A 19,384-nucleotide genomic window follows, 5' to 3' on the forward strand; every position below is an offset into this window, starting at 1 on the left:
CCAACTGCAATTCGGAATTATTATCAAAAATGCATCCCGAACGGACAGACTGCATTGATCTAACGCAGCTAAATCTCAAAATGCACGGTTTGAGTTGTCTCTGAATGCCCGATCTCTCGTTCAAGAATCTAAGCAACCAGGAATTGGTAGGTTTTCAGCAGCAAAAGTAGAGATTGATTAGCAGCAAGAAGATCACCAACTTCCCATAAGATGGGCTCTTCTATCCGTCTGAGCCTGCAGGCCGCTACATCTCAAAGAGGATTGTGTCCAATGGAACTGATGGAAGAAGTTTGCCTCATACCCCGCCGAACATTTTTCGATCCCTTCGAACGACTTTTAGTCCGAATTAGTCCTTGTGGGCAGTGGATCGCCTTTAAAGCACCCATCAATGGCGTTCTCAATCTTTGGCTTATGAGCAGTGAAGATCCGAAGTCAGCCCGACCACTCACATCCTTTAGCGATCGCCATATCGGTCTCACACTCCGTTGGTCACCCGACAGCAGCCGAATTCTGATTTCTCGAGATCAGGTTGGAGATGAAAACTTCCATATTCTAAGTGTCCCAGTTGATGGCACAGATCCGGTGGCCTTGAGCCCGGAAACTGGCGTCAAAGCATTTCTTCAAGAACCACCAACCAAACACACTGATGAAGTCCTGATCGCTCACAATCAACGGACAACAAAACGCTTCGACCTCTACAGAGTCTCTCTCATCACTGGAAGCAGTCAACTTATTGAGAAGAATGACCAGTTTGCAGGCTTCTTCACTGACAGCGATTTCAACGTCCGCCTCGCTCGCCGTTACACGGAGAAAGGTGAGATAGAATACCTTCATCGATCAGATGGCAAGGAATGGCAACGCTATTCGCTCATCCCCTTCGAAGACAGCCTGACAACCAGACCGATTGAGTTCAGCAAAGACGGGCAAACCTTGTTCTGGATCGATAGTCGCGGACGAGACAAAGCAGTGGCTATGGCAGAAGATGTGCAAACACGAACCACCACTCTGTTGGCACAACATCCGCAAGCAGATGTCAGCAACTTGTTGCTCCACCCCCTTACAAACCACCCACTTGCCGCTTCTGCCACTTATGCCCGTGCAGATTGGCTCCCTATAGATCCAGACCTCGAACAAACTCTTTCTTATTTGGAGGAGACGTTTTCTGGCGATATCGACATCACCAGCATGTCAAATGACACTCAGAAACTCGTTTTCGCTCATATGCAGGACAATAAGCCAGTTGAGTACTTCCACTTCAACAAAGCAACCAGAGAGGCTATACCTCTGTTTTCGGCACAGCCAAAGCTGAGCAACTTACCATTGGCAAACATGTCATCCGTGGTCATAAAGACAAGAGATGACCTGGACCTAGTCTGTTATTTGTCACAACCAGTCAATGCAGAAAAACCCTGCCCAATGGTGCTGCTCGTACATGGTGGCCCGTACATGAGAGACATTTGGAGATTAGACCCGACCCATCAGTGGCTGGCAAATCGAGGCTATGCGGTACTCTCTGTCAATTTCAGAGGATCTACCGGATTTGGAAAAACGTTTGTAAACGCCTCCACCAAGGAATGGGGCGGCAAAATGCAAACCGATTTGCTGGATGCAGTCGATTGGGCAATTGAGAAAGGAATAGCCGATTCAAACCGCATCTGCATCATGGGCGGTAGCTATGGTGGCTTTGCAGCTTTGACTGGCCTTACTCAAACACCCAAAAAGTTTGCCTGCGCCGTTGATTTGGTCGGTATATCCAATCTTATGAGTTTCCTCAACACCATCCCCGACTACTGGAAAACATGGAAGACCGTCTACAAAAACCGACTTGGCGATTACACAACTGAAGAAGGTCGCGCCTTCCTGAAAGAGCGCTCTCCTCTGACACACGTCAGTCGCATTGAGAAACCACTACTCATCGTTCAGGGCGGTCAAGACGTTCGCGTTAAGGCATCTGAGTCAGAGCAAATCGTTTCTGCGATGCAAGATCAGGATATCCCTGTCACGTACGCTCTTTTTCCGGACGAAGGGCACGGCATTCAGAAGATGCACAACCGCCGAGCGTATTATGCGATCGTCGAGCAATTCCTCGCCCAGCATCTGGGTGGCAAAGCCGAGCCTGTCGGAACTGATTTTGAAGGATCGTCCCTTCAATTTCCGGCAGGCCGTGAGTTGATCGAAGGTCTCTGAAACCTTTACTTCAACGCTTCGGCAACAGCGCCTGTCAGGTTTGTTGCCACTGGGGCACCGGTGGCGATGAGGCGGTTGTGGGCGTACATGCCGGTGGAGACGAGAACAGCGGAAGCGCCGAGGCCTTTGGCTGCATCGAAGTCATCAATGCTGTCGCCAATCACACAGACGCTGGAAGGATCCACGCCGAGCTTGTCGATATGCGCGCGAAGGGCATCAATCTTGAAGTGCTTGCTCAGATCCTGTGCACCATCAACGCGGGTGAAGTGCTCGTAGATGCCGTTGTGGCGAACCAGAGAGACCAGCTCCTCATGTGGTGCCATGGAGAGAATGGACTGGCTCTTGCCTGCGCCGCTGATAGCTTCAAGCGCGTGCAACGCGTCAGGAGCCAGAGGCAAATCGTACATCACCGGCTCATAGACTGCACCAAACCCGCTATAAAATTCAGAGAGCTCAACGTCTGTTGCATCACGCCCCATCACAGCCTTGAGATAATCGGCAAAAGGACGCGTATGATGCTGGCGCACATCATCGAACGTTACGCCGGTCAAACCAGCTTTCGCAAAAGTATCGATGCCATATTGTGCTGTGATCTCAAAATCATCCAGCAGGGTACCGTTCCAGTCCCAGACAATGTGCTTAATCATAGACCTAACCAGTTTCAGGATATCGCCGAAAAGTGCCCGGTGGCGCTAACGGATATGCAAACAGAACATTTGCCTCACATGTGGTGCAAACAGTGACGCCTGTCAATGCTGCGCATATCCGTAGAAAGAGATGCGCAGCAACAAGCTAAAGCAGTTGGGCTGCTTTAGTTCTTCTTCCGATACGTCCGCGTACCTGGACGTCCACCAGAGCTGCGGCCTGATGTGGTCCGGCGTTTCTTCTTCTCACCCGTAGCGCCAGCTGGTGTCGGCAGATCCGTTCCCGGTCCCATCTCACCCAACCGCGGTTTGTGCACCTTGCTGCCAGCATCAGCTTTATCTGCCTCTGCCTTAGGCAGGTTGCCGGAAGCGCCATACTTCTTCTTGCCACCAAAACCGCCAGTCTGCTGCTCAACGGAAGACTGCCGTGCCATCGGATCATCCGCCACCGCAAGTTCAGTCTCCTGCAGACGTTTGACTTCGTCACGCAGCCGCGCTGCTGTCTCAAACTCAAGATCAGCCGCAGCTTCACGCATCTGCTTTTCAAGGTCTTCAATGTGGGCCTTGAGGTTGTGACCAATGGTGGTCCCTTCCTCAGCAAAGCCAGCATCCACCGAAACGTGATCCTGCTCGTAAACGCTTTCCAGAATATCGCCGATGGAGCGCTTCACGCTTTCCGGCGTAATGCCATGCTCTTCGTTATACGCTTCCTGCTTGGCGCGACGACGGTTGGTCTCCGCAATCGCACGCTCCATGGAACCGGTCATGTTGTCTGCGTACAGGATCACCTTGCCATCCACGTTACGCGCCGCACGACCAATAGTCTGCACCAGTGAAGTCTCAGAACGCAGGAAGCCTTCCTTATCCGCATCCAGAATAGCCACCAGCGCACATTCCGGAATATCGAGGCCCTCACGCAACAGGTTAATCCCGATCAGCACGTCAAACGCCCCGAGACGAAGATCACGAATGATCTCAATACGTTCCAGCGTATCAATATCCGAGTGCATGTAACGCACACGCACACCGTTCTCGTGCAGATACTCGGTCAGATCCTCCGCCATACGCTTGGTCAGTGTGGTCACCAGCGTACGGAAGCCATTTGCCGCCTTTTCACGCACTTCACCCAGCAGATCATCCACCTGCGTCTTAGCTGGCCGGATCTCGATGTCAGGATCAGTCAGGCCGGTCGGACGGATAACCTGCTCGGCAAACACACCGCCGCTCTCATCCATCTCCCAGCCACCCGGCGTCGCAGACACAGCAACCGTCTGCGGACGCATGGCATCCCACTCTTCAAACCGGAGCGGACGGTTGTCCATGCAGGACGGCAGACGGAACCCATACTCCGCCAGCGTCGCTTTACGACGGAAGTCACCTCGGTACATGGCGCCAATCTGCGGCACGGTCACGTGGCTCTCATCAATAAACACCAGCGCATTGTCAGGCAGGTATTCAAACAGAGTTGGCGGCGGCTCACCCGGTGCACGACCTGTCAGATAGCGAGAGTAGTTCTCGATACCTGCACAGGCACCGGTCGCTTCCATCATCTCCAGATCAAACGTACAGCGCTGGTCCAACCGCTGCGCCTCCAGCAGGCGTCCATGATCATTGAGCTCATCAAGACGACCCTTCAGCTCTTTCTTGATGGACTTGATCGCCTGATTAAGTGTCGGCTTCGGGGTCACGTAGTGCGAGTTTGCGTAGATCTTCACCAGCTGAAGCTCACCGGATTTCTTGCCGGTCAGAGGATCAAACTCGGTGATGCTTTCAATCTCATCGCCCCAAAGGGAAATACGCCAGGCCCGGTCCTCATAGTGCGCCGGGAACACTTCAATCGTGTCCCCCCGCACACGGAACGTTCCACGCTGGAAAGCAGCATCATTTCGCTTGTAGTGCAAGGCCACCAGATCCGCCAGCAACTGCCGTTGCTCAATCTTCTCGCCAACCTCCAGCTTGAAGGTCATCGCCGTATAGGTCTCTACCGACCCAATACCGTAGATACAGGAGACCGACGCCACGATGATAACATCATCACGTTCCAGCAGAGCACGGGTCGCCGAGTGGCGCATCCGGTCAATCTGTTCGTTGATGGAGCTTTCCTTCTCAATGAAGGTATCCGTCCGCGCCACATAGGCTTCCGGCTGATAGTAGTCATAGTAGGAAACGAAGTACTCAACCGCATTGTTCGGGAAGAACGCCTTGAACTCCCCATAAAGCTGTGCGGCCAGTGTCTTATTCGGCGCAAGGATCAACGCCGGGCGCTGGGTCTGCGAAATCAGTTGCGCCATGGTGAAGGTCTTACCGGACCCCGTAACACCCAGCAGCACCTGTGTTTTATCACCATCCGCTAAACCAGCTTTCAGATCCGCAATCGCTTTCGGCTGGTCGCCTTTCGGCTCAAACTCAGATTCCAGAGAAAAGGCAACGCCGCCCTCAGACTTCTGAGGACGCTCAGGTCGATGCGGCACCCACGCATCTTCCCCCGTCTCATCAGAACGCCCCTGCTCAATCAACCGTGCCAGCGCCTGAACAGTCGCAGTCGCACCGGTGATCGCCTCTTCCTTCGCCTTCTTCCGCTTTTTCTTCGTCTCCTTGACGTGCGTATCAAGCAGCTTCTCAGCGTCTTCCAGCGAGATATCCAATCCGGCAATTGGGTTCAATCCACCTTTGGCACGTTCGCGCGGATCACTGGTCGCACCCATGGACGTGCCTCGCGCAGATTTCGCTGGTGCTTTCTTTGCCTTCGACGCAGGCTTCTTGGCCGCTGGTTTCTTAGCTGTCGTCTTCTTCGGTGCAGGCTTCTCTTCAGCAGGCTGCTCGGCTTCTTTCTTTGCCTTCAGACCAGAAAGATCTTCTTCAGCAAGCTGATCAGCCCAGTCAGAAACAGAGCCGGACAACGGACTGCCGGAAAGAGCTGGCTGCGGAGCCTCACCAAAGCCGGAGGAAGACCCTTCAGCTTCTGGGAGTGAGGATGAACTGGAAGTTTTTGTGGGGCGCTTAGTCATGGGCACACTATGCCGTGAGTCATTTGGAAAAGAAAGTATGTTCTTCCTTCGTTCCATCACTCTCACGTAATCATCCTCTTAATTTGTAAGGACAGTTTTGAAAGAACCCGTTGCTCTCTCTTAACCAGACTGAGTGCATTGGATTGAGTGGTGCCTGAGGTTGCCGCAGACTGCGCCTCAACAGCCAGAGCGTGTTCTGGCACGCGCAGACAAACACAACCGCTCCCCCTCACTCATCGAGCAGGACAATAAGAATGAAAAAAACACCTTTCGGACTTGGTGCCATAACCACATTTTCAGCCGCCCTCCTCCTCGCGTCCGCCACCCAAGCAGCGCCTTCCAAAAACGTTAGCGGTGAGGTCCTCGTCCCACTCAACTACATCATCGGCTTAAAAGAAGACGGTTCATCCGACCAAGCTGTGACAGAAGCCTGCGAGAAAAAGTATGAAGTGGGCATGGGCAAGGAAATCTTTGTCGAATACCAGATCAGTCCAACACAAAACCGCGCTGTTGCGCTGGTGGAAGACACCGAAGTCAGGCTCACCCCTCTCGGCATTCCGGAGACCTACTCTTTCACCTCAGACAAAATGCCGGATGTCCTGAAGCAGAAAGGCTTCCTGCGCGTGATCTTCACAATGGAAGATGACTTTGATGACGAAGTGGTCCACATCATTGCCGCCGGAGATCAGCCAACCGACAAGTGCTTCCTCAGCACCGAAGCCTTCAAGCTGAGACAATAAGGCGAATGCCTCTCGCAACACCCGCCCGCCAACACGCATCGCTTCGTACATTCGCAGTGATGGTGTGCTTTGGCTCTGCAGTTCTTTTGGGATCAGCCGGCAATGCAAATGCCCGGCTGGTCACAGAAGAACTCATGCTGCCCATCGCCCACTTCGGCACTGCCGTCAGCACCGGACTGGCCTCCTCAAACATGACCGACCATTGCCAGTCCATCTATGACGAGTTTCGCGGAACCGCTGTCTTCGTCGACTATGAAATCGACACCAGCTCAACCTACGCCTTTGCCGAGATCGCCGTGGCAGGCGAAGTGGTGAAAATGACCCCGCACCCCATCAAGGCCCACTACAAGTTCTTCAGCAACAAGCTGCCAAAACACCTGGCAAGCCTCGGCGCGCAAGCGGTGATCTTCCGGATCAACAACAAGTTCAAACACCCCTCAGTCGAAATCCGCTTCAGCAACAACAACCGATACGAATGCCACCTCATCGCCTCATCCCCCAAATAAAAAAGGGCCAGAGATCACCATCCCCGGCCCCATAATTCTCAAAGATACAACAGCTTAGAACGCGACGCGGATCTTGGAAGAAACAGCGAAGTTCCAGGAGGAGTCGTACTCGTAGTCGGTTGTAACTGAGGAGTCACCAAGAGCTGCACTCTTGTCAATTTCATAAACGCCTTCACCAGAAGTCTTGTAAATCGCGCGACCACCAAGAGTGAATTTGACGTTATCTGCCAGGTCGTAACTACCACCAAGGCTGAGGGAGTAGGTATCGGAGTAAGGCCCACCAATGCCTTTATCCCATGTCACGCTACTACCAACACTCAACTTTTCTGTAAGCTGATGACCAATACCAGCTTCGACAATCCAGCCATCAGAGTAACCGAGTCCCCTAACAACACGGCTTGGAACCGCTGCCAATTGAGGTGCGGCAGGCGTAGGTGTCGGAGCAGCAACATCAACAGCAAGTTCGTTTAAGACACTCCAGTCAGTCCACTTGACACCCAGAGTAGCCAACCATTTCGGAGCAATACCAGTTTGGATTTTGGCTTCAATAGACTGAGGCAGAGTTGCCTTAGCCACCGAATCGTAACTTCCCAAATGCTGAATATTCAAAGCACCGTCAAGCTTCAGATCAATTGCAGACTCGTATGCAATCATTGCCCGCAAAGCTATTTCAGGTTTCTCAAATGCAGCACCGATGCGATAGCCATATTGCCGCTCTGAGTCCACTTTAATGTCTGTATCCAGATCACCAAGACTAAGTCGGCTTCCATCGGTCTTGGACAACTGTTCATAGTCTACGGTCACAGAGCGAAGACCGCCAAATACACGTACGAAGTTACCTTCACTCACCTCATGTTTGTAGCTCAGCATTGCATCGAAGCCCAAGGCATCTGCATTGGTTTCGCCAATGGCATAACGACCGTTCCAGTCAAAGCCGGGTTGCTCGCGGATCAGATAAGGCTGGTTGAGACGTGCATACAGGTCCAGATTATCCAGCAACTCTACTTTTACAGCACCAGAAAACACTGCGATGTTCGGTGCAATATCATCAGCAGATGAATCTGTTGTGACTTCTGACTGACCAGTCTGATTGGTCTTAGCGTTCTTGAAGTCAACGTTACGGTCAGCGTAGGTCGCCTGAGTTTCAAAAACGAACTTACCGTCAGCAAACAGAAGATCGTAATCAGCGATACCTTCAGTGGACCAGCCGCCAGCGAATGCAGCAGCAGGAATCATGGATACCGCGCAGCCCAGAACGGTGGTCTGAGCCAATGTTTTGAGAACACGCATGCCCTCTCCCCCTTATGTTTCCCCGTATACAGTGTTTAAAACACTGATTTCAGGTTCATTCAGTTGGGAGCACTTGCTTAAGATACGGAAATTGCGGCGCGTTTCGCCCCAATGCGACACACAGGCCATCCGCACTTAACGAGTCTCTACGTGTCTCGCGCCAGTGCAATCCCACCAATTTGCAGAGCAAACTGATATAGTTCTGACTGCATGCATAACGCATTGAGAGAAATAATCACCCCTCCCATAGTATAAATACTACGCCATTTCGTTTAGGCAGGCATTCCAAGACTTAAATATAACCTAAGGTAAATAATGATGATATATTTACTTAACTTCAGAGTAACGAAGTTAATCACCAGATGGCGCCATGCATTAGACTATAGTCAAACTTACCTATACGTAAATTACTTAAGAGTTTTGAGCTAGCTTTTCCAACAAATCAACATGCTCATTTCTCCACAAAACTGTTGCACAAACAACACAAATCGGGGTGTAGCTTGCACAAATCACACACACCCTGTGACACAGATCAAAATCAGTCCAGCACTGAAAGCAAAAAAGCCGGAGACTAAGCTCCGGCTTCCGCAAATCAGCTTCTCAGTTCATTTAGAAAGCAATCCGCAACTTTGTGTTGAGCGCATAGTTCCAAGATGAATCATACTCATACTCATTGGTAGCACCAGACGCTAGGTTGTTCGCATCACCAGAGCCAGGCGTCTTGTAAATCACCGCGCCACCAACAATGACTTTAACTTTGTCATTCAGAGCATAAGAGCCACCAAGACCAAATGCGTAGGTATCAGAGTAGCTACCACCAACACCTTTGTCCCATTGAACCGAACTACCTAAACTCAGTTTGTCATTGAGTTTGTGACCGATGCCAGCTTTAACAGTCCAGCCATCCTTAAAGTTCAGCACACGGTTAGTTGTCATGTTTCCATCAGCATTGGTCACGACAAGCCGATCAATAACTGACCAGTCCATCCACTTAACCCCAAACGTGGCTAACCATCCCGGTGCTATTCCGGATTGGATGTTTAACTCGACAGATTGCGGCAACCTAAGTGAAGAATAAGCCTCTCCCTCAACTGTCGTCGTCCCGCCACCGACAGCAGGTAGAAGCGGCACATTTTTCACATATGAGTCGCCTTCCAAATCCATTGAGATCGCGGAATCATAAACGAGGCTTGCCCTCAAAGCATAAGCAGGAATCTCATAGGAGACACCTGCGCGCCACCCCCAAGCCATACCCTTTGATTTCAGTTCTGCACCAGAAACATAGTCAGCAGCTGGATCGATAACCACCGGGGCACTTCCAACACTCGTTAACAACGCTCCACCAATGAGCATACCATCGGATTGATAGGTGAGATCCAGCGCTTTTACACCTGCAATTGCACGAATTGACTGCCCTTCACCAATCTGAAATTTATAAGAGCAAGTTGCATCTAGTCCCAAAGTATTTGCGTTGGTTTCGTATCCCGCATATCGCCCAGCCCAAGAAGGGTCCATCTCTTCAGTAATTCGGAAAGGATTATAGGCTCGACCTAGGCAATCAACATTACCCAATAAAGTTGCCTTTACACCGATTTGATAATTCCAGATATTCGGCGTCACCCGCTCTTTCTTTGAGCCAGTGTTGGGAAGAAGATCAACGTCTGTGCCAGGACGCCCCTGTGTTGTGCCTTTCGTAACCTTGTAATCAACATTGCGATCCAAATAAGTCGTACCACCTTCGACAACAAACTTCTCAGGCGCAAACAGCAGATCAAGGGATCCTACTCCCATCGTATCCCACGCGCCTGCTAAAGCTGAGCCTGATCCGGCCAGCACAAAGCAGCCTGCTGCGAGGCCGCGGCCTGCATTCTTTAAAACCCGCATACTCTTCCCCCAATGCTAATGGGTCTCGGGCAATTCCCCAGGGCCGGACCCACGTTTGAAGGGATGCGAAGATATGTCGTGAAAGAAGAGCCCACCTCGAAAGAGGTAGTTCTATGTTTAAAACATTATTTGAGCATAGATTGCGACTATACTTCCCCCACTAGCACGAAAATCCCAACATCACTTCATAATAACTGCGTATATTTACCGAGTGATATATTATCCGCACATTTATCGTGGTCAATACCATCCATATATAGTTTTGAGTATTTTTCTTCTGAATCTAACTTTATGTGAGCCGCACAAATGGGCAAAATATGACTTGTGCATCAAAATAAAAACTCAAGCCTGAATGGAAAAACTCATTCAATTCTACAGCTTACGTTTGGGTAATATCGGAAAATGTGTCACAACGCTGCGGGTCAGCCTGCGATGCCAAACCCCTTAGATTTCAGCGGGCAAAAAAACATATTTTTTCAATGCAATAACGACGCAGCAGCATATTTGAGGCTTAACACCACAAATATGCTGAAACTCAAGGTCCAACTGATTCACGGCTAGCCCCATCACACATTGCGCGGGCATATCTTTTTTGAGGAAGGAGGATAAACTCTGGCACCAGAGGGAATATCTTAGCTTTCAGCGCATCCCTGAAAACTGAAGGTAGCCATAGAGCCACTCAACGAGAAAAACACCAAAGTAACGTAATTTTCCCTGCGCAATCCCCGGCAGCTTTACGGTCGCAAGCACACCTGAAACACCTGCTGCGCAATCTCACGCACATCAGGATCATTCGGCCTGACCAGCAGATCTTCCCAAACACCACGCTCCATCAGCTCAGCTGATGTACACTCACAAGCTCGCGCACATTGCTGTGAATCTACTGTCTGACTACAGACCGCGGTACATGACTGCTGAAAGCTTTGCACCTGTACATCACCGAACAGACCGGCATTCACCCCAACCCAAACGACACCAAACAGGATCGGTTGATGAAGAAGGTAGGTCGCGAGTGAATGGCGCCCAAACCATGCAAAGCAACGCGAAATAACGCTTGGCGACGCAGAACCGCGCAAAAACCGCAAAAGGTTGTAGCGGGCAAAGATATCCCCACAGCCCACGCCCAACAGCACAGGGCCAAACCAGGGAATAAGCGGTACATAATCAACGGAAACTTCGGGTAATGAGTTGAGCCCCAGCCAGAAAAACTGGTGATAAGGCAGCACGTAATCCCCCAGCCAGTGGTAGAGCAAAATCACCCCTGCCCCACATAGCAACGCAATTATGGAGTGAACCCGCAAAAACGGCAGAGCAAGCAAGCTGGAAACCACAATGGCATGCAAAATACCAAAGCGAACCCATTGATCTTGAAAGATAAAGTAGGTTGCGACAGAAACCGCCAGCGCAGCAACAGCAACCTTGATCTCCCGCCGCCAGAAACTCTCCCATCGGATGCCATTTCTATGCGCCAACACAAGACTGAAACCAACAAGGAACAGGAAACTACCGGCAATCAACTGGGCGAACAGGCGCCAACCCGGCGCACCGGAGACATCCCAGCCAACAACATTGAACCAGGAGAGATCCCAGGAGAAATGGTAAATCGCCATTGCCAGAAGTGCGAGACCGCGGGCGACATCCGCGAGGATAAGTCTGCTTGGCAATGGGTTTTGCTGCACGTTATTCCCCTATTCAGGATCTGCGAAAGCGGCTCGCACCACTACAAACGCGATGATTATCTTCAACCTACATAAACCAACTCACCAACACAGAAAATCTCTCCGGTCCCTAAAACAAGGGAAACCCTATATAAATAGGGAAGCTAAATAGCCAATAGGCTTCGGAATGTCCTGGAACAATAAAGGCTTAGCCCACCGTGGCAGCCGCATCTACGCCCTCCTCCTTCTCATCACCGCCATCGTGATCGTGTTTGTTGCCTTCATTTTGCGCCCCCATCAGGTTGAGATAAAAACTTCCTCCCAATGCGGTGAGGCATCCTGGTATGCCCTCACCTCTCAAACGGCCAGCGGGGAAATGATGGACCCATCCAAACTCACGGCAGCCCACCTAACCCTCCCAATGGGCACCCGAGTGCTAGTCACAAACCTCACCAACGGCAAATCACTGACCGTGCGCATCAATGATCGTGGCCCTTATGCACAAAACCGCCTGATAGACCTTTCCAAAGCAGCTGCTGCAGAACTGGGCTTCATTAAAAGCGGTGTAACTCAGGTAAAAATCTCAGTCGCCAATGAATTCAAACAACATTTGAAAGGCCACAAATGCAATAATCAACAATATACTTTTAATAGTGCAGCAAATACATTAACTGAATAAAATTTTAGGACAATTACTCTACACATAAGCAATCAGAACCTAAAATAATGAATAGTATAGAGTTCGATTGCTATGAAGTTACCGCGTAAAACCAGTGCTGTTCTTTTAGCATTATGCCTGACCTTACCCAATACTGACCTGTTGCTGAGCCCGGCAAACGCCAACGTGCCGCTTATTGTGCCTGCTGGCAACCGGTTGAAGATCCAGCCAACAATCCCAACTGCATCCGCAACTCGCACCAAAGCGTTCAATCGAACCTACGAGAAGAAGTTCCAGCGTATTCTCACTGTGCTTAAAAGAGAAAACCGCCTGATCCGGAACATCAAAAAGGTCGCCACACTCTATAATATTGATCCCGTTCATATCCTCGGTGCCATCGTCGGCGAGCATACCTACAATTACGACAGCCTCGACAGCGCACAGGGCTATTACATGAAAGCCCTGCAATACGCTCGAATCCCCATTTCATTTCAATATGATGGCGAGAAAGTCTGGAGTTTTGTAGAGCGCCCGCAGTTTAACAACTGTCGCCGTGAAGAAACCAGCAACAGCCGCTGGAGATGCTATGAACTCATCTGGAACACCAGGTTCATGGGCAGACGCGTTGGCGGCATCCGCTATCCCAGAGAGCCATTCCACCGCGCTTTCTTCCGCCCTATGTTTGCCGGTCAAAGCTTCGGCTTAGGTCAGATAACCCCACTGACGGCCTTGAAGATGAACGACATGGTCAACAGCATCAGTGGCCTCCCGAGGCTCAGTTCCAAAGATGCATCAGGTCTTTATAAAACAGTGATGGATCCCAACAAATCCATCCACTACACCGCCGCAGTCCTGAGAGATGCAATCAACGCCTACAAGCAGGTCGCGAACGTCGACATCTCCGAAAACCCCGGGATCACTTCAACGCTCTATAATCTCGGAAACCCTTGGGAACGCGCGATTTCTTACAGAAACAAACGCCGTATCAGACCAGCTCATCTGCCCCGCGAGAACTACTACGGCTGGCTGATCAATGAACGTATTGAGGAACTCAGAGCAATCCTGCAATAAAAAAGGGGAGCTGAAACTCCCCTTTCCGCCACAGTATCTGATGTTTACTTCAGGTACGGATTGTTCAGTCGCTCATGACCAAGCGAAGATGCTGGACCGTGTCCCGGCAGGAACGTAATGTCATCACCCAGCGGCAAGAGCTTCTCTTTGATAGATGCAATCAGCGTATCGTGATCGCCGCCCGGCAGATCTGTACGCCCGATTGAACCAGCAAACAGAACATCACCGGAAATCGCCAACTTCAGATCCGTATTATAGAAGACAACGTGTCCCGGAGCATGGCCCGGGCAATGCAGAACTTGAAACTCCGCTCCACCAGCAGTCACCACATCACCTTCCACAAGCCACTGATCCGGCTCAACTTTACGCACCGCGTCCAGACCAAACTGCTTTGCCTGATCTTCAACGCGGTCAATCAGCGGACGGTCAGCCTCATGCGGGCCAATCACTTTCACACCCAAAGTTTCCGCCAGCTCAGCAGCTCCGCCGATATGGTCGATATGCCCGTGAGTGATGAGGATATGTTCAACAGTAACGCCAAGCTCTTTCAACGCAGCAAGGATGTGATCAACATCCCCGCCCGGATCAACAACAACCGCTTTTTGCGTGTTCTTGTTCCAGACGATGCTACAGTTCTGCTGGAAGGCAGTGACCGGGACAACAGTAATCTGAATTCCTGACAGATCTGCTTTATTGCTGGCATCACTCATAAGTGCTCAATCTCCAAATTCCGAATTCCACGCACCATACAGTAATCATATTTAGCGGGCTACTCTCCGCTGCATTTGAACTCAGCTAATATTACGATTTTCAAATACAACCTCCAAAGCAAGTCCAAATAAATACCATTTATAATTGTGATCACAGTCAAACATGCAAATTTCATTTGTCATCGCAAAAATATTCGGTCTTTTAGAGGTAAACTATGCCGTTTTATCCTCTAATTTCTGATCACACCCCCAATTTCATAGGGTTTTACCTCCACCTTCCCTAGGAAAAGCTTGCCCTATTACCAAACTGAACCCTATTATATGCCGCGCATTCGTGAAGACTGCCTATGTTGATCTGGCCAATATTATTACCCGGCCAAGCAAATTAGGGAGCATTTGCGGTGTAAGGCAGGTAGGAGCTCTTAACCAAAGCCCCACTAGGACATTTGATTTTATTATTTGTTTGTTTTCGGACGGGCATTTGGCTTTGAGAAAGCGAGTACATGCGGATACTGGCAGGTTTAAATCCGCAGGAAAGGCGATATTGTAATGCATAATGGGAATTCGGGTCGTCGTCCACGCAGCAAGCGAGGCGGCAAGCGCGAATTTGGGGATTCGCAGAATTTCGGCCCGGAGTTTGGGGCACCAGCTTATTTTCCAGGAGATACCGAGCGCGATGCCTACGCGCCTCCGATGATGGAAAATGAACGCAGAGGCCCCTATGGGAACCGCAACTCGGGAGGGTACGGCGGAGACCGGAATAATGGTTATCGTGCAAGCGGACACGGAGATGGTGACCGCGGCGGGTATGGCAATCGTGGCGGCGGCGGAGGCGGTGGCTTCCGTGATGGTCCAAACGGTGGTGGCGGCGGTCGACGCAGCTATCCTCCAGTAGAACGTGGCCCACGCCAGTCAGGCACCGTTAAGTTCTTCAAACTGGATAAGGGCTTTGGCTTTATCACTCCAGATGAAGGCGAAAACGATGTGTTCGTCCATATCTCAGCCGTTGAACGCTCCGGCCTGACCACGCTCGATAGCGGCCAGCGGATTTCCTTTGAGACAGAACCTGATCGCCGAGGCAAAGGTCCAAAGGCAGTTGAACTACGACTGGAAGATGGTCCTGCAGCTTCATCTGAAGACTCTCAATCTCAGCCAGAGATGAATAACGATTTTGACAGCATGGGTCAGGACTAACCCTCCTGAAACAGCTCTGTTGATTTTCTAAAGGCAGCATTTCGCTGCCTTTAGTTTTGTCCGCAACCTGCCTCTTTGCGCCTTGTCTCCTCCCCCGCCATCAGACTATAAGGCCGACAACAAACTCAGTCACAAGCGCGTCCAACGGCAACACATTCCCTCCGGCAGCGCGAAACAAAGGCCAACAGGCGCCACTATGAACTACCGGCACATTTATCATGCAGGCAACATCGGCGATGTCCTCAAACACGTTGTTCTTGCCAACATCCTGAAGTACCTCCAGAAAAAAGATGGAGCCTACCGGGTGCTCGATACGCATGCCGGTATCGGCCTGTATGACCTGACCTCGGAAAAAGCGCAGAAAACCGGTGAATGGCAGCAAGGCGTCGGCAAAGTGCTGGAGAACATCGATGCCGCATCTGATCAGGTGAAAGAAGTTCTGACACCGTGGCTGGAGACCGTTGAGAATCTCAACCCCGGTGGCGGCGTGCAGTTTTATCCGGGCTCCCCAGAAATTGCCTGTATGCTCGCCAGAAAGCAGGACCGCCTGACACTGACAGAACTTCATCCAGAAGATTTTGAAGAGCTGAAGAACAATTACGGCGGGGACAAAAAGGTCAAGGTGATTGCACTGGATGCCTGGCTGGCATTGGGTAGCTTCCTCCCCCCAAAAGAAAGACGCGGTCTTGTACTGATCGATCCGGCTTTCGAAGTAGAAGACGAGTTCAAGCGTCTCGCTGAGGGCGTCATCCGCGGCTGGAAGCGCTGGCAAACCGGCACATTCGCAATCTGGTATCCGGTCAAGAACCAGCGTATCGTCAACCAACTCATTGTAACACTTGAAGAAGCTGGCATCCGCAACGCAGTGAAACTGGAACTCTCCGCAGGCCAGATCAGCGATGACAGGCCAATGAAGTCCAGTGGCATGCTGGTCGTCAATCCACCCTGGACACTCACAAGAGACATGAACACAGCCCTGCCATGGCTCTGTCAGACTCTTTCTCAGGGCAAAGGTGCAGAATGGTCTGTGAAGCAGGTCATTGCTGAGTAACCCCTCAGAACCTTTGATTGACCAGAATCCGCAAATCACTGATTGCTTAAAGCGCAGGATCAAAGCTCATGCGCTTTTTGTATCTCGTCGCGCCTTATAAAGAGGCTGGTGCATTCACGCTTCCTGCAGGCAGCCTTCTGCTGTTCAAGACCAGCCAGCCTTTCCGTGGAGAGTGTTAATGCGCGCGAGATCAATCCTCACACTATTGACTGCAACTGTATTGAGTGTTGCCACTGGGACGACATTTGCCGCTGATCTTGTCCCTCCGGGAACCTATGACTCCAACATCCCTCAGATAGACAAGGAAGACTTCATCGATCCAGATGAGAAGGTCTATTTCGGATGGTCCGGCGACTACCTTCCGGCCTGCGACTCCGGCAAAGCCCAACGCGCTGTTGCCCGCCAGATCGCCCGTGCAGTGCCCAGCTACTATGGTGGATTGCAGATCAAGCTGATTGAAGACATTCGCGAGTCCGAGTTCACAATCAGAAGACCCAGTCCCGTTGGACGACGTTACTGCAATGGCATCGCCACACTGACAGACGATGCCCGCTACCGAATTTATTACGCACTCGTACAATACGATGGCTTCCTTGGCATTTCGTGGGGGGTCAAAGCGTGTATCGATGGCCTCGACAAGTTCCGAGTCTACGACGGCGAATGCCGAACCGTTCGCCCAGAACAGGAAATCATTCCGCGCTAACAGCCTTGCTACATCATGCCTCGTAGGACGAAGAAAGCTGGAGATCTATAATCCATCCAGCTCAGTCCTACGGGTATGCAGTTGATGAAACACTATCTCGCCTACGCAAGCCATGATGGCCAAACCAGAAAAATAATTGGCAAGATCTCAGAGATTCTTGAACTCAAAGGAGAAAAGGTTGTCTTCCTCCCCCTTGTAACGGGGATGGAGCCACTCCCCTCTGATCTGCACGATGCCAGCATTCTGATCGGTGCGCCCATCCGCTACGGCTTTCATCTCAAGCCAGTACGCCAGTTCGTGCAGCAAAACCTAAGCGAACTGAATGCAGCTCATACAGCCTTTTTCTCAGTCAACCTGACAGCTCGAAAAGCCGAAAAGAGCACACCAGAAACCAACGCATATCTCAGGAAATTCCTCGAAAAATCAAAGTTCCAGCCAAAACAGACTGCTGTCTTTGCAGGTGCGCTCAACTACCCTGATTACAAACCGTGGGATCGCCTAATGATCCAACTCATCATGAAGATGACCAATGGTCCAACAGACCCATCTCTCTCCATCGAGTTCACGGATTGGCAAGCCGTTGAGCGCTTTGCAGAAGAACTTGCAAGTCCACGAGAGGCACGGGCACTTTAGCAGTGAAGTCACTTGCATTATTGGAAGAAACACGGATATCGTGCAGACCACTCAATTCTCCTAGAGCGTCTCCCCGAAAAGTAATTACGGTTTTCGGACAAGGATGCGCGTAACAACATGATTTAGTGTTTTACAGGTGGCTGCCATGCAAACTCTTCGTTCCTCCAGCGCTTCTCCGTTTGGTCGCAAAATCAAGCTCGCGCTGTATGTGTTAGGCTTCGCAGATAAAGTGAACGTGGAAGTCGCTAAGACACTGGACCCAAACGATACGCTGCGCCAGCAAAACCCACTCGGCAAGATCCCGTGTCTCATTCTAGAAGACGGCAATGTGCTCTATGATAGCCGCGTGATCACCGAATATCTGGACTATATGGCAGGCGGTGAAAAGCTGATCCCTGCCGGTGCTGAACGCTTCGACATTCTGACCAAGCAAGCACTCGCGGATGGCATCTGTGATGCAGCAATCCAGATCGTCTATGAAGGCCGTATGCGCCCTGAAGAGAAGAAGCATCAGGACTGGGTAGACTACCAGCAGGCCAAAGTAGATCGCGCGCTTACTGCCTTTGAAAACACTCCACTCCCGCAAGTTCAGCACAACTCACCAGATGCTGCACAGATCGCTCTGGCTTGCGCGCTCGGATATCTTGATCTGCGCTTTGCAGGTGAATGGCGCAAGTCCTATCCAAAGCTCGTCGCATGGCTTGATGACTTCGCATCCAGTGTTCCAGCCTACGACAAAACCAAGCCTGAGCCAGGAGCATAAGTGCTGCAATGATCATCCTTCGCACATCACCAACCTCTCCATATGGGAGGAAGGCACGCATCGCTGCGGCTGTTCTTGGTCTTGAAGATCAGGTCAAAATCGACTGGGCAGACACCCGAGCCTCTGAAGGATCCTTGTACGAGCAGAACCCGCTTGCAAAAGTCCCAACACTCCTGCTGGAAAACAGCGAGATCGTTTACGACAGCCGCGTTGCACTGGAGCTGCTCGACATGCTCGCAGGTGGCGGCAAGATCATCCCAACAGGTGAAGCACGCATCTCAGCGCTAACAAAGCAGGCAATGGCAGATGGCATCACAGATGCAGCCATTCAGGCGCAGATCGAAACCAGAAATCATCCGGAAGAACACTGGAACACAATCTGGATCGAGCGCCAACAAGGCAAGGTCAACCGCACACTCAAAGCGTTCAACGACCAACCGCTTCCAACACCCGCACAAACCAATGGCATCCCGGACTGCGCTCAAATCGCTCTGGCATGTTCATTGGGTTATCTGGACTTACGGGCCAACGGCGACTGGCGCCGAGAAAATCCGGAGCTCGTACGTTGGCATGACGCCTTTGTGGAGCAGGTGCCTGCCTACAATGAAACACTGGCACCAGAGATGCTCGAAAGAAGCTAAAACAAAAAAGGCGCATGCCAGAAGCATGCGCCTTTAATGCAGA

At 51.1% G+C, this 19,384-nt stretch carries 17 protein-coding genes; 11 read left to right on the plus strand and 6 right to left on the minus strand.

The window, feature by feature from the left end:
* Positions 1 to 411: 411 nt before the first annotated feature.
* Entirely contained in the window at positions 412 to 2,187 is a 1,776-nt protein-coding gene (locus PSE_RS21340) for a S9 family peptidase (RefSeq protein WP_014286705.1), read from the plus strand.
* A 5-nt stretch (positions 2,188 to 2,192) separates the two neighbouring features.
* Here PSE_RS21340 and PSE_RS21345 read toward each other — a convergent pair whose 3' ends face one another.
* A complete protein-coding gene (locus PSE_RS21345) occupies positions 2,193 to 2,834 on the minus strand; it encodes an HAD family hydrolase (RefSeq protein WP_014286706.1) in 642 nt (213 codons plus the stop codon).
* A gap of 164 nt (positions 2,835 to 2,998) precedes the next feature.
* The gene (gene uvrB / locus PSE_RS21350; RefSeq protein ID WP_014286707.1) at positions 2,999 to 5,839 is read right to left on the minus strand and encodes an excinuclease ABC subunit UvrB; all 2,841 of its coding nucleotides are present in this window, start codon (positions 5,837 to 5,839) and stop codon (positions 2,999 to 3,001) included.
* A 254-nt stretch (positions 5,840 to 6,093) separates the two neighbouring features.
* Here uvrB and PSE_RS21355 point away from each other — a divergent pair, with 254 nt between their 5' ends.
* Complete coding sequence (locus PSE_RS21355) at positions 6,094 to 6,579, plus strand: hypothetical protein (RefSeq protein WP_014286709.1); 486 nt, start codon at positions 6,094 to 6,096, stop codon at positions 6,577 to 6,579.
* A 5-nt stretch (positions 6,580 to 6,584) separates the two neighbouring features.
* Complete coding sequence (locus PSE_RS21360; RefSeq protein ID WP_041768743.1) at positions 6,585 to 7,085, plus strand: hypothetical protein; 501 nt, start codon at positions 6,585 to 6,587, stop codon at positions 7,083 to 7,085.
* A gap of 54 nt (positions 7,086 to 7,139) precedes the next feature.
* Here PSE_RS21360 and PSE_RS21365 read toward each other — a convergent pair whose 3' ends face one another.
* The 3 genes from PSE_RS21365 to PSE_RS21375 form a co-directional block, all read right to left on the minus strand.
* The gene (locus tag PSE_RS21365) at positions 7,140 to 8,375 is read right to left on the minus strand and encodes an OmpP1/FadL family transporter (RefSeq protein ID WP_014286711.1); all 1,236 of its coding nucleotides are present in this window, start codon (positions 8,373 to 8,375) and stop codon (positions 7,140 to 7,142) included.
* A gap of 609 nt (positions 8,376 to 8,984) precedes the next feature.
* The gene (locus PSE_RS21370; RefSeq protein WP_014286713.1) at positions 8,985 to 10,259 is read right to left on the minus strand and encodes an OmpP1/FadL family transporter; all 1,275 of its coding nucleotides are present in this window, start codon (positions 10,257 to 10,259) and stop codon (positions 8,985 to 8,987) included.
* 734 nt (positions 10,260 to 10,993) lie between these two features.
* Positions 10,994 to 11,938 carry a DUF1624 domain-containing protein gene (locus tag PSE_RS21375; protein WP_014286715.1) on the minus strand — a complete coding sequence of 315 codons (945 nt, stop codon included), beginning with the start codon at positions 11,936 to 11,938 and terminating at the stop codon, positions 10,994 to 10,996.
* A 244-nt stretch (positions 11,939 to 12,182) separates the two neighbouring features.
* Between PSE_RS21375 and PSE_RS21380 the strand changes: the two genes are divergently transcribed.
* Positions 12,183 to 12,596, plus strand: coding sequence for a septal ring lytic transglycosylase RlpA family protein (locus tag PSE_RS21380; RefSeq protein ID WP_371256238.1), 414 nt, complete (start codon positions 12,183 to 12,185; stop codon positions 12,594 to 12,596).
* 72 nt (positions 12,597 to 12,668) lie between these two features.
* Positions 12,669 to 13,646, plus strand: a complete 978-nt coding sequence (locus PSE_RS21385) for a DUF1402 family protein (protein WP_014286717.1) — start codon at positions 12,669 to 12,671, stop codon at positions 13,644 to 13,646.
* A 44-nt stretch (positions 13,647 to 13,690) separates the two neighbouring features.
* Here the strand turns inward: PSE_RS21385 and PSE_RS21390 are convergent, their stop codons facing one another.
* A complete protein-coding gene (locus PSE_RS21390; protein WP_008548003.1) occupies positions 13,691 to 14,356 on the minus strand; it encodes an MBL fold metallo-hydrolase in 666 nt (221 codons plus the stop codon).
* Positions 14,357 to 14,905: 549 nt separating this feature from the next.
* Between PSE_RS21390 and PSE_RS27825 the strand changes: the two genes are divergently transcribed.
* The 6 genes from PSE_RS27825 to PSE_RS21420 all read left to right on the plus strand — a co-directional run bounded on the left by PSE_RS27825 (position 14,906) and on the right by PSE_RS21420 (position 19,341).
* Entirely contained in the window at positions 14,906 to 15,550 is a 645-nt protein-coding gene (locus PSE_RS27825) for a cold-shock protein (RefSeq protein WP_014286718.1), read from the plus strand.
* Positions 15,551 to 15,746: 196 nt separating this feature from the next.
* Complete coding sequence (locus tag PSE_RS21400) at positions 15,747 to 16,601, plus strand: 23S rRNA (adenine(2030)-N(6))-methyltransferase RlmJ (protein WP_014286720.1); 855 nt, start codon at positions 15,747 to 15,749, stop codon at positions 16,599 to 16,601.
* A gap of 178 nt (positions 16,602 to 16,779) precedes the next feature.
* Positions 16,780 to 17,304, plus strand: a complete 525-nt coding sequence (locus PSE_RS27255) for a hypothetical protein (RefSeq protein WP_143508329.1) — start codon at positions 16,780 to 16,782, stop codon at positions 17,302 to 17,304.
* A gap of 84 nt (positions 17,305 to 17,388) precedes the next feature.
* On the plus strand, positions 17,389 to 17,937 hold the full coding sequence (gene hemG, locus PSE_RS21410; protein WP_037036264.1) for a menaquinone-dependent protoporphyrinogen IX dehydrogenase: 549 nt from the start codon (positions 17,389 to 17,391) through the stop codon (positions 17,935 to 17,937).
* A 145-nt stretch (positions 17,938 to 18,082) separates the two neighbouring features.
* Positions 18,083 to 18,700 carry a glutathione S-transferase family protein gene (locus PSE_RS21415; RefSeq protein ID WP_008547508.1) on the plus strand — a complete coding sequence of 206 codons (618 nt, stop codon included), beginning with the start codon at positions 18,083 to 18,085 and terminating at the stop codon, positions 18,698 to 18,700.
* Between the two features lie 8 nt (positions 18,701 to 18,708).
* A complete protein-coding gene (locus tag PSE_RS21420) occupies positions 18,709 to 19,341 on the plus strand; it encodes a glutathione S-transferase family protein (RefSeq protein ID WP_014286724.1) in 633 nt (210 codons plus the stop codon).
* Positions 19,342 to 19,384 lie beyond the last annotated feature (43 nt).

The sequence above is a fragment of the Pseudovibrio sp. FO-BEG1 genome, from assembly GCF_000236645.1.
Classification (GTDB): Bacteria; Pseudomonadota; Alphaproteobacteria; order Rhizobiales; family Stappiaceae; genus Pseudovibrio.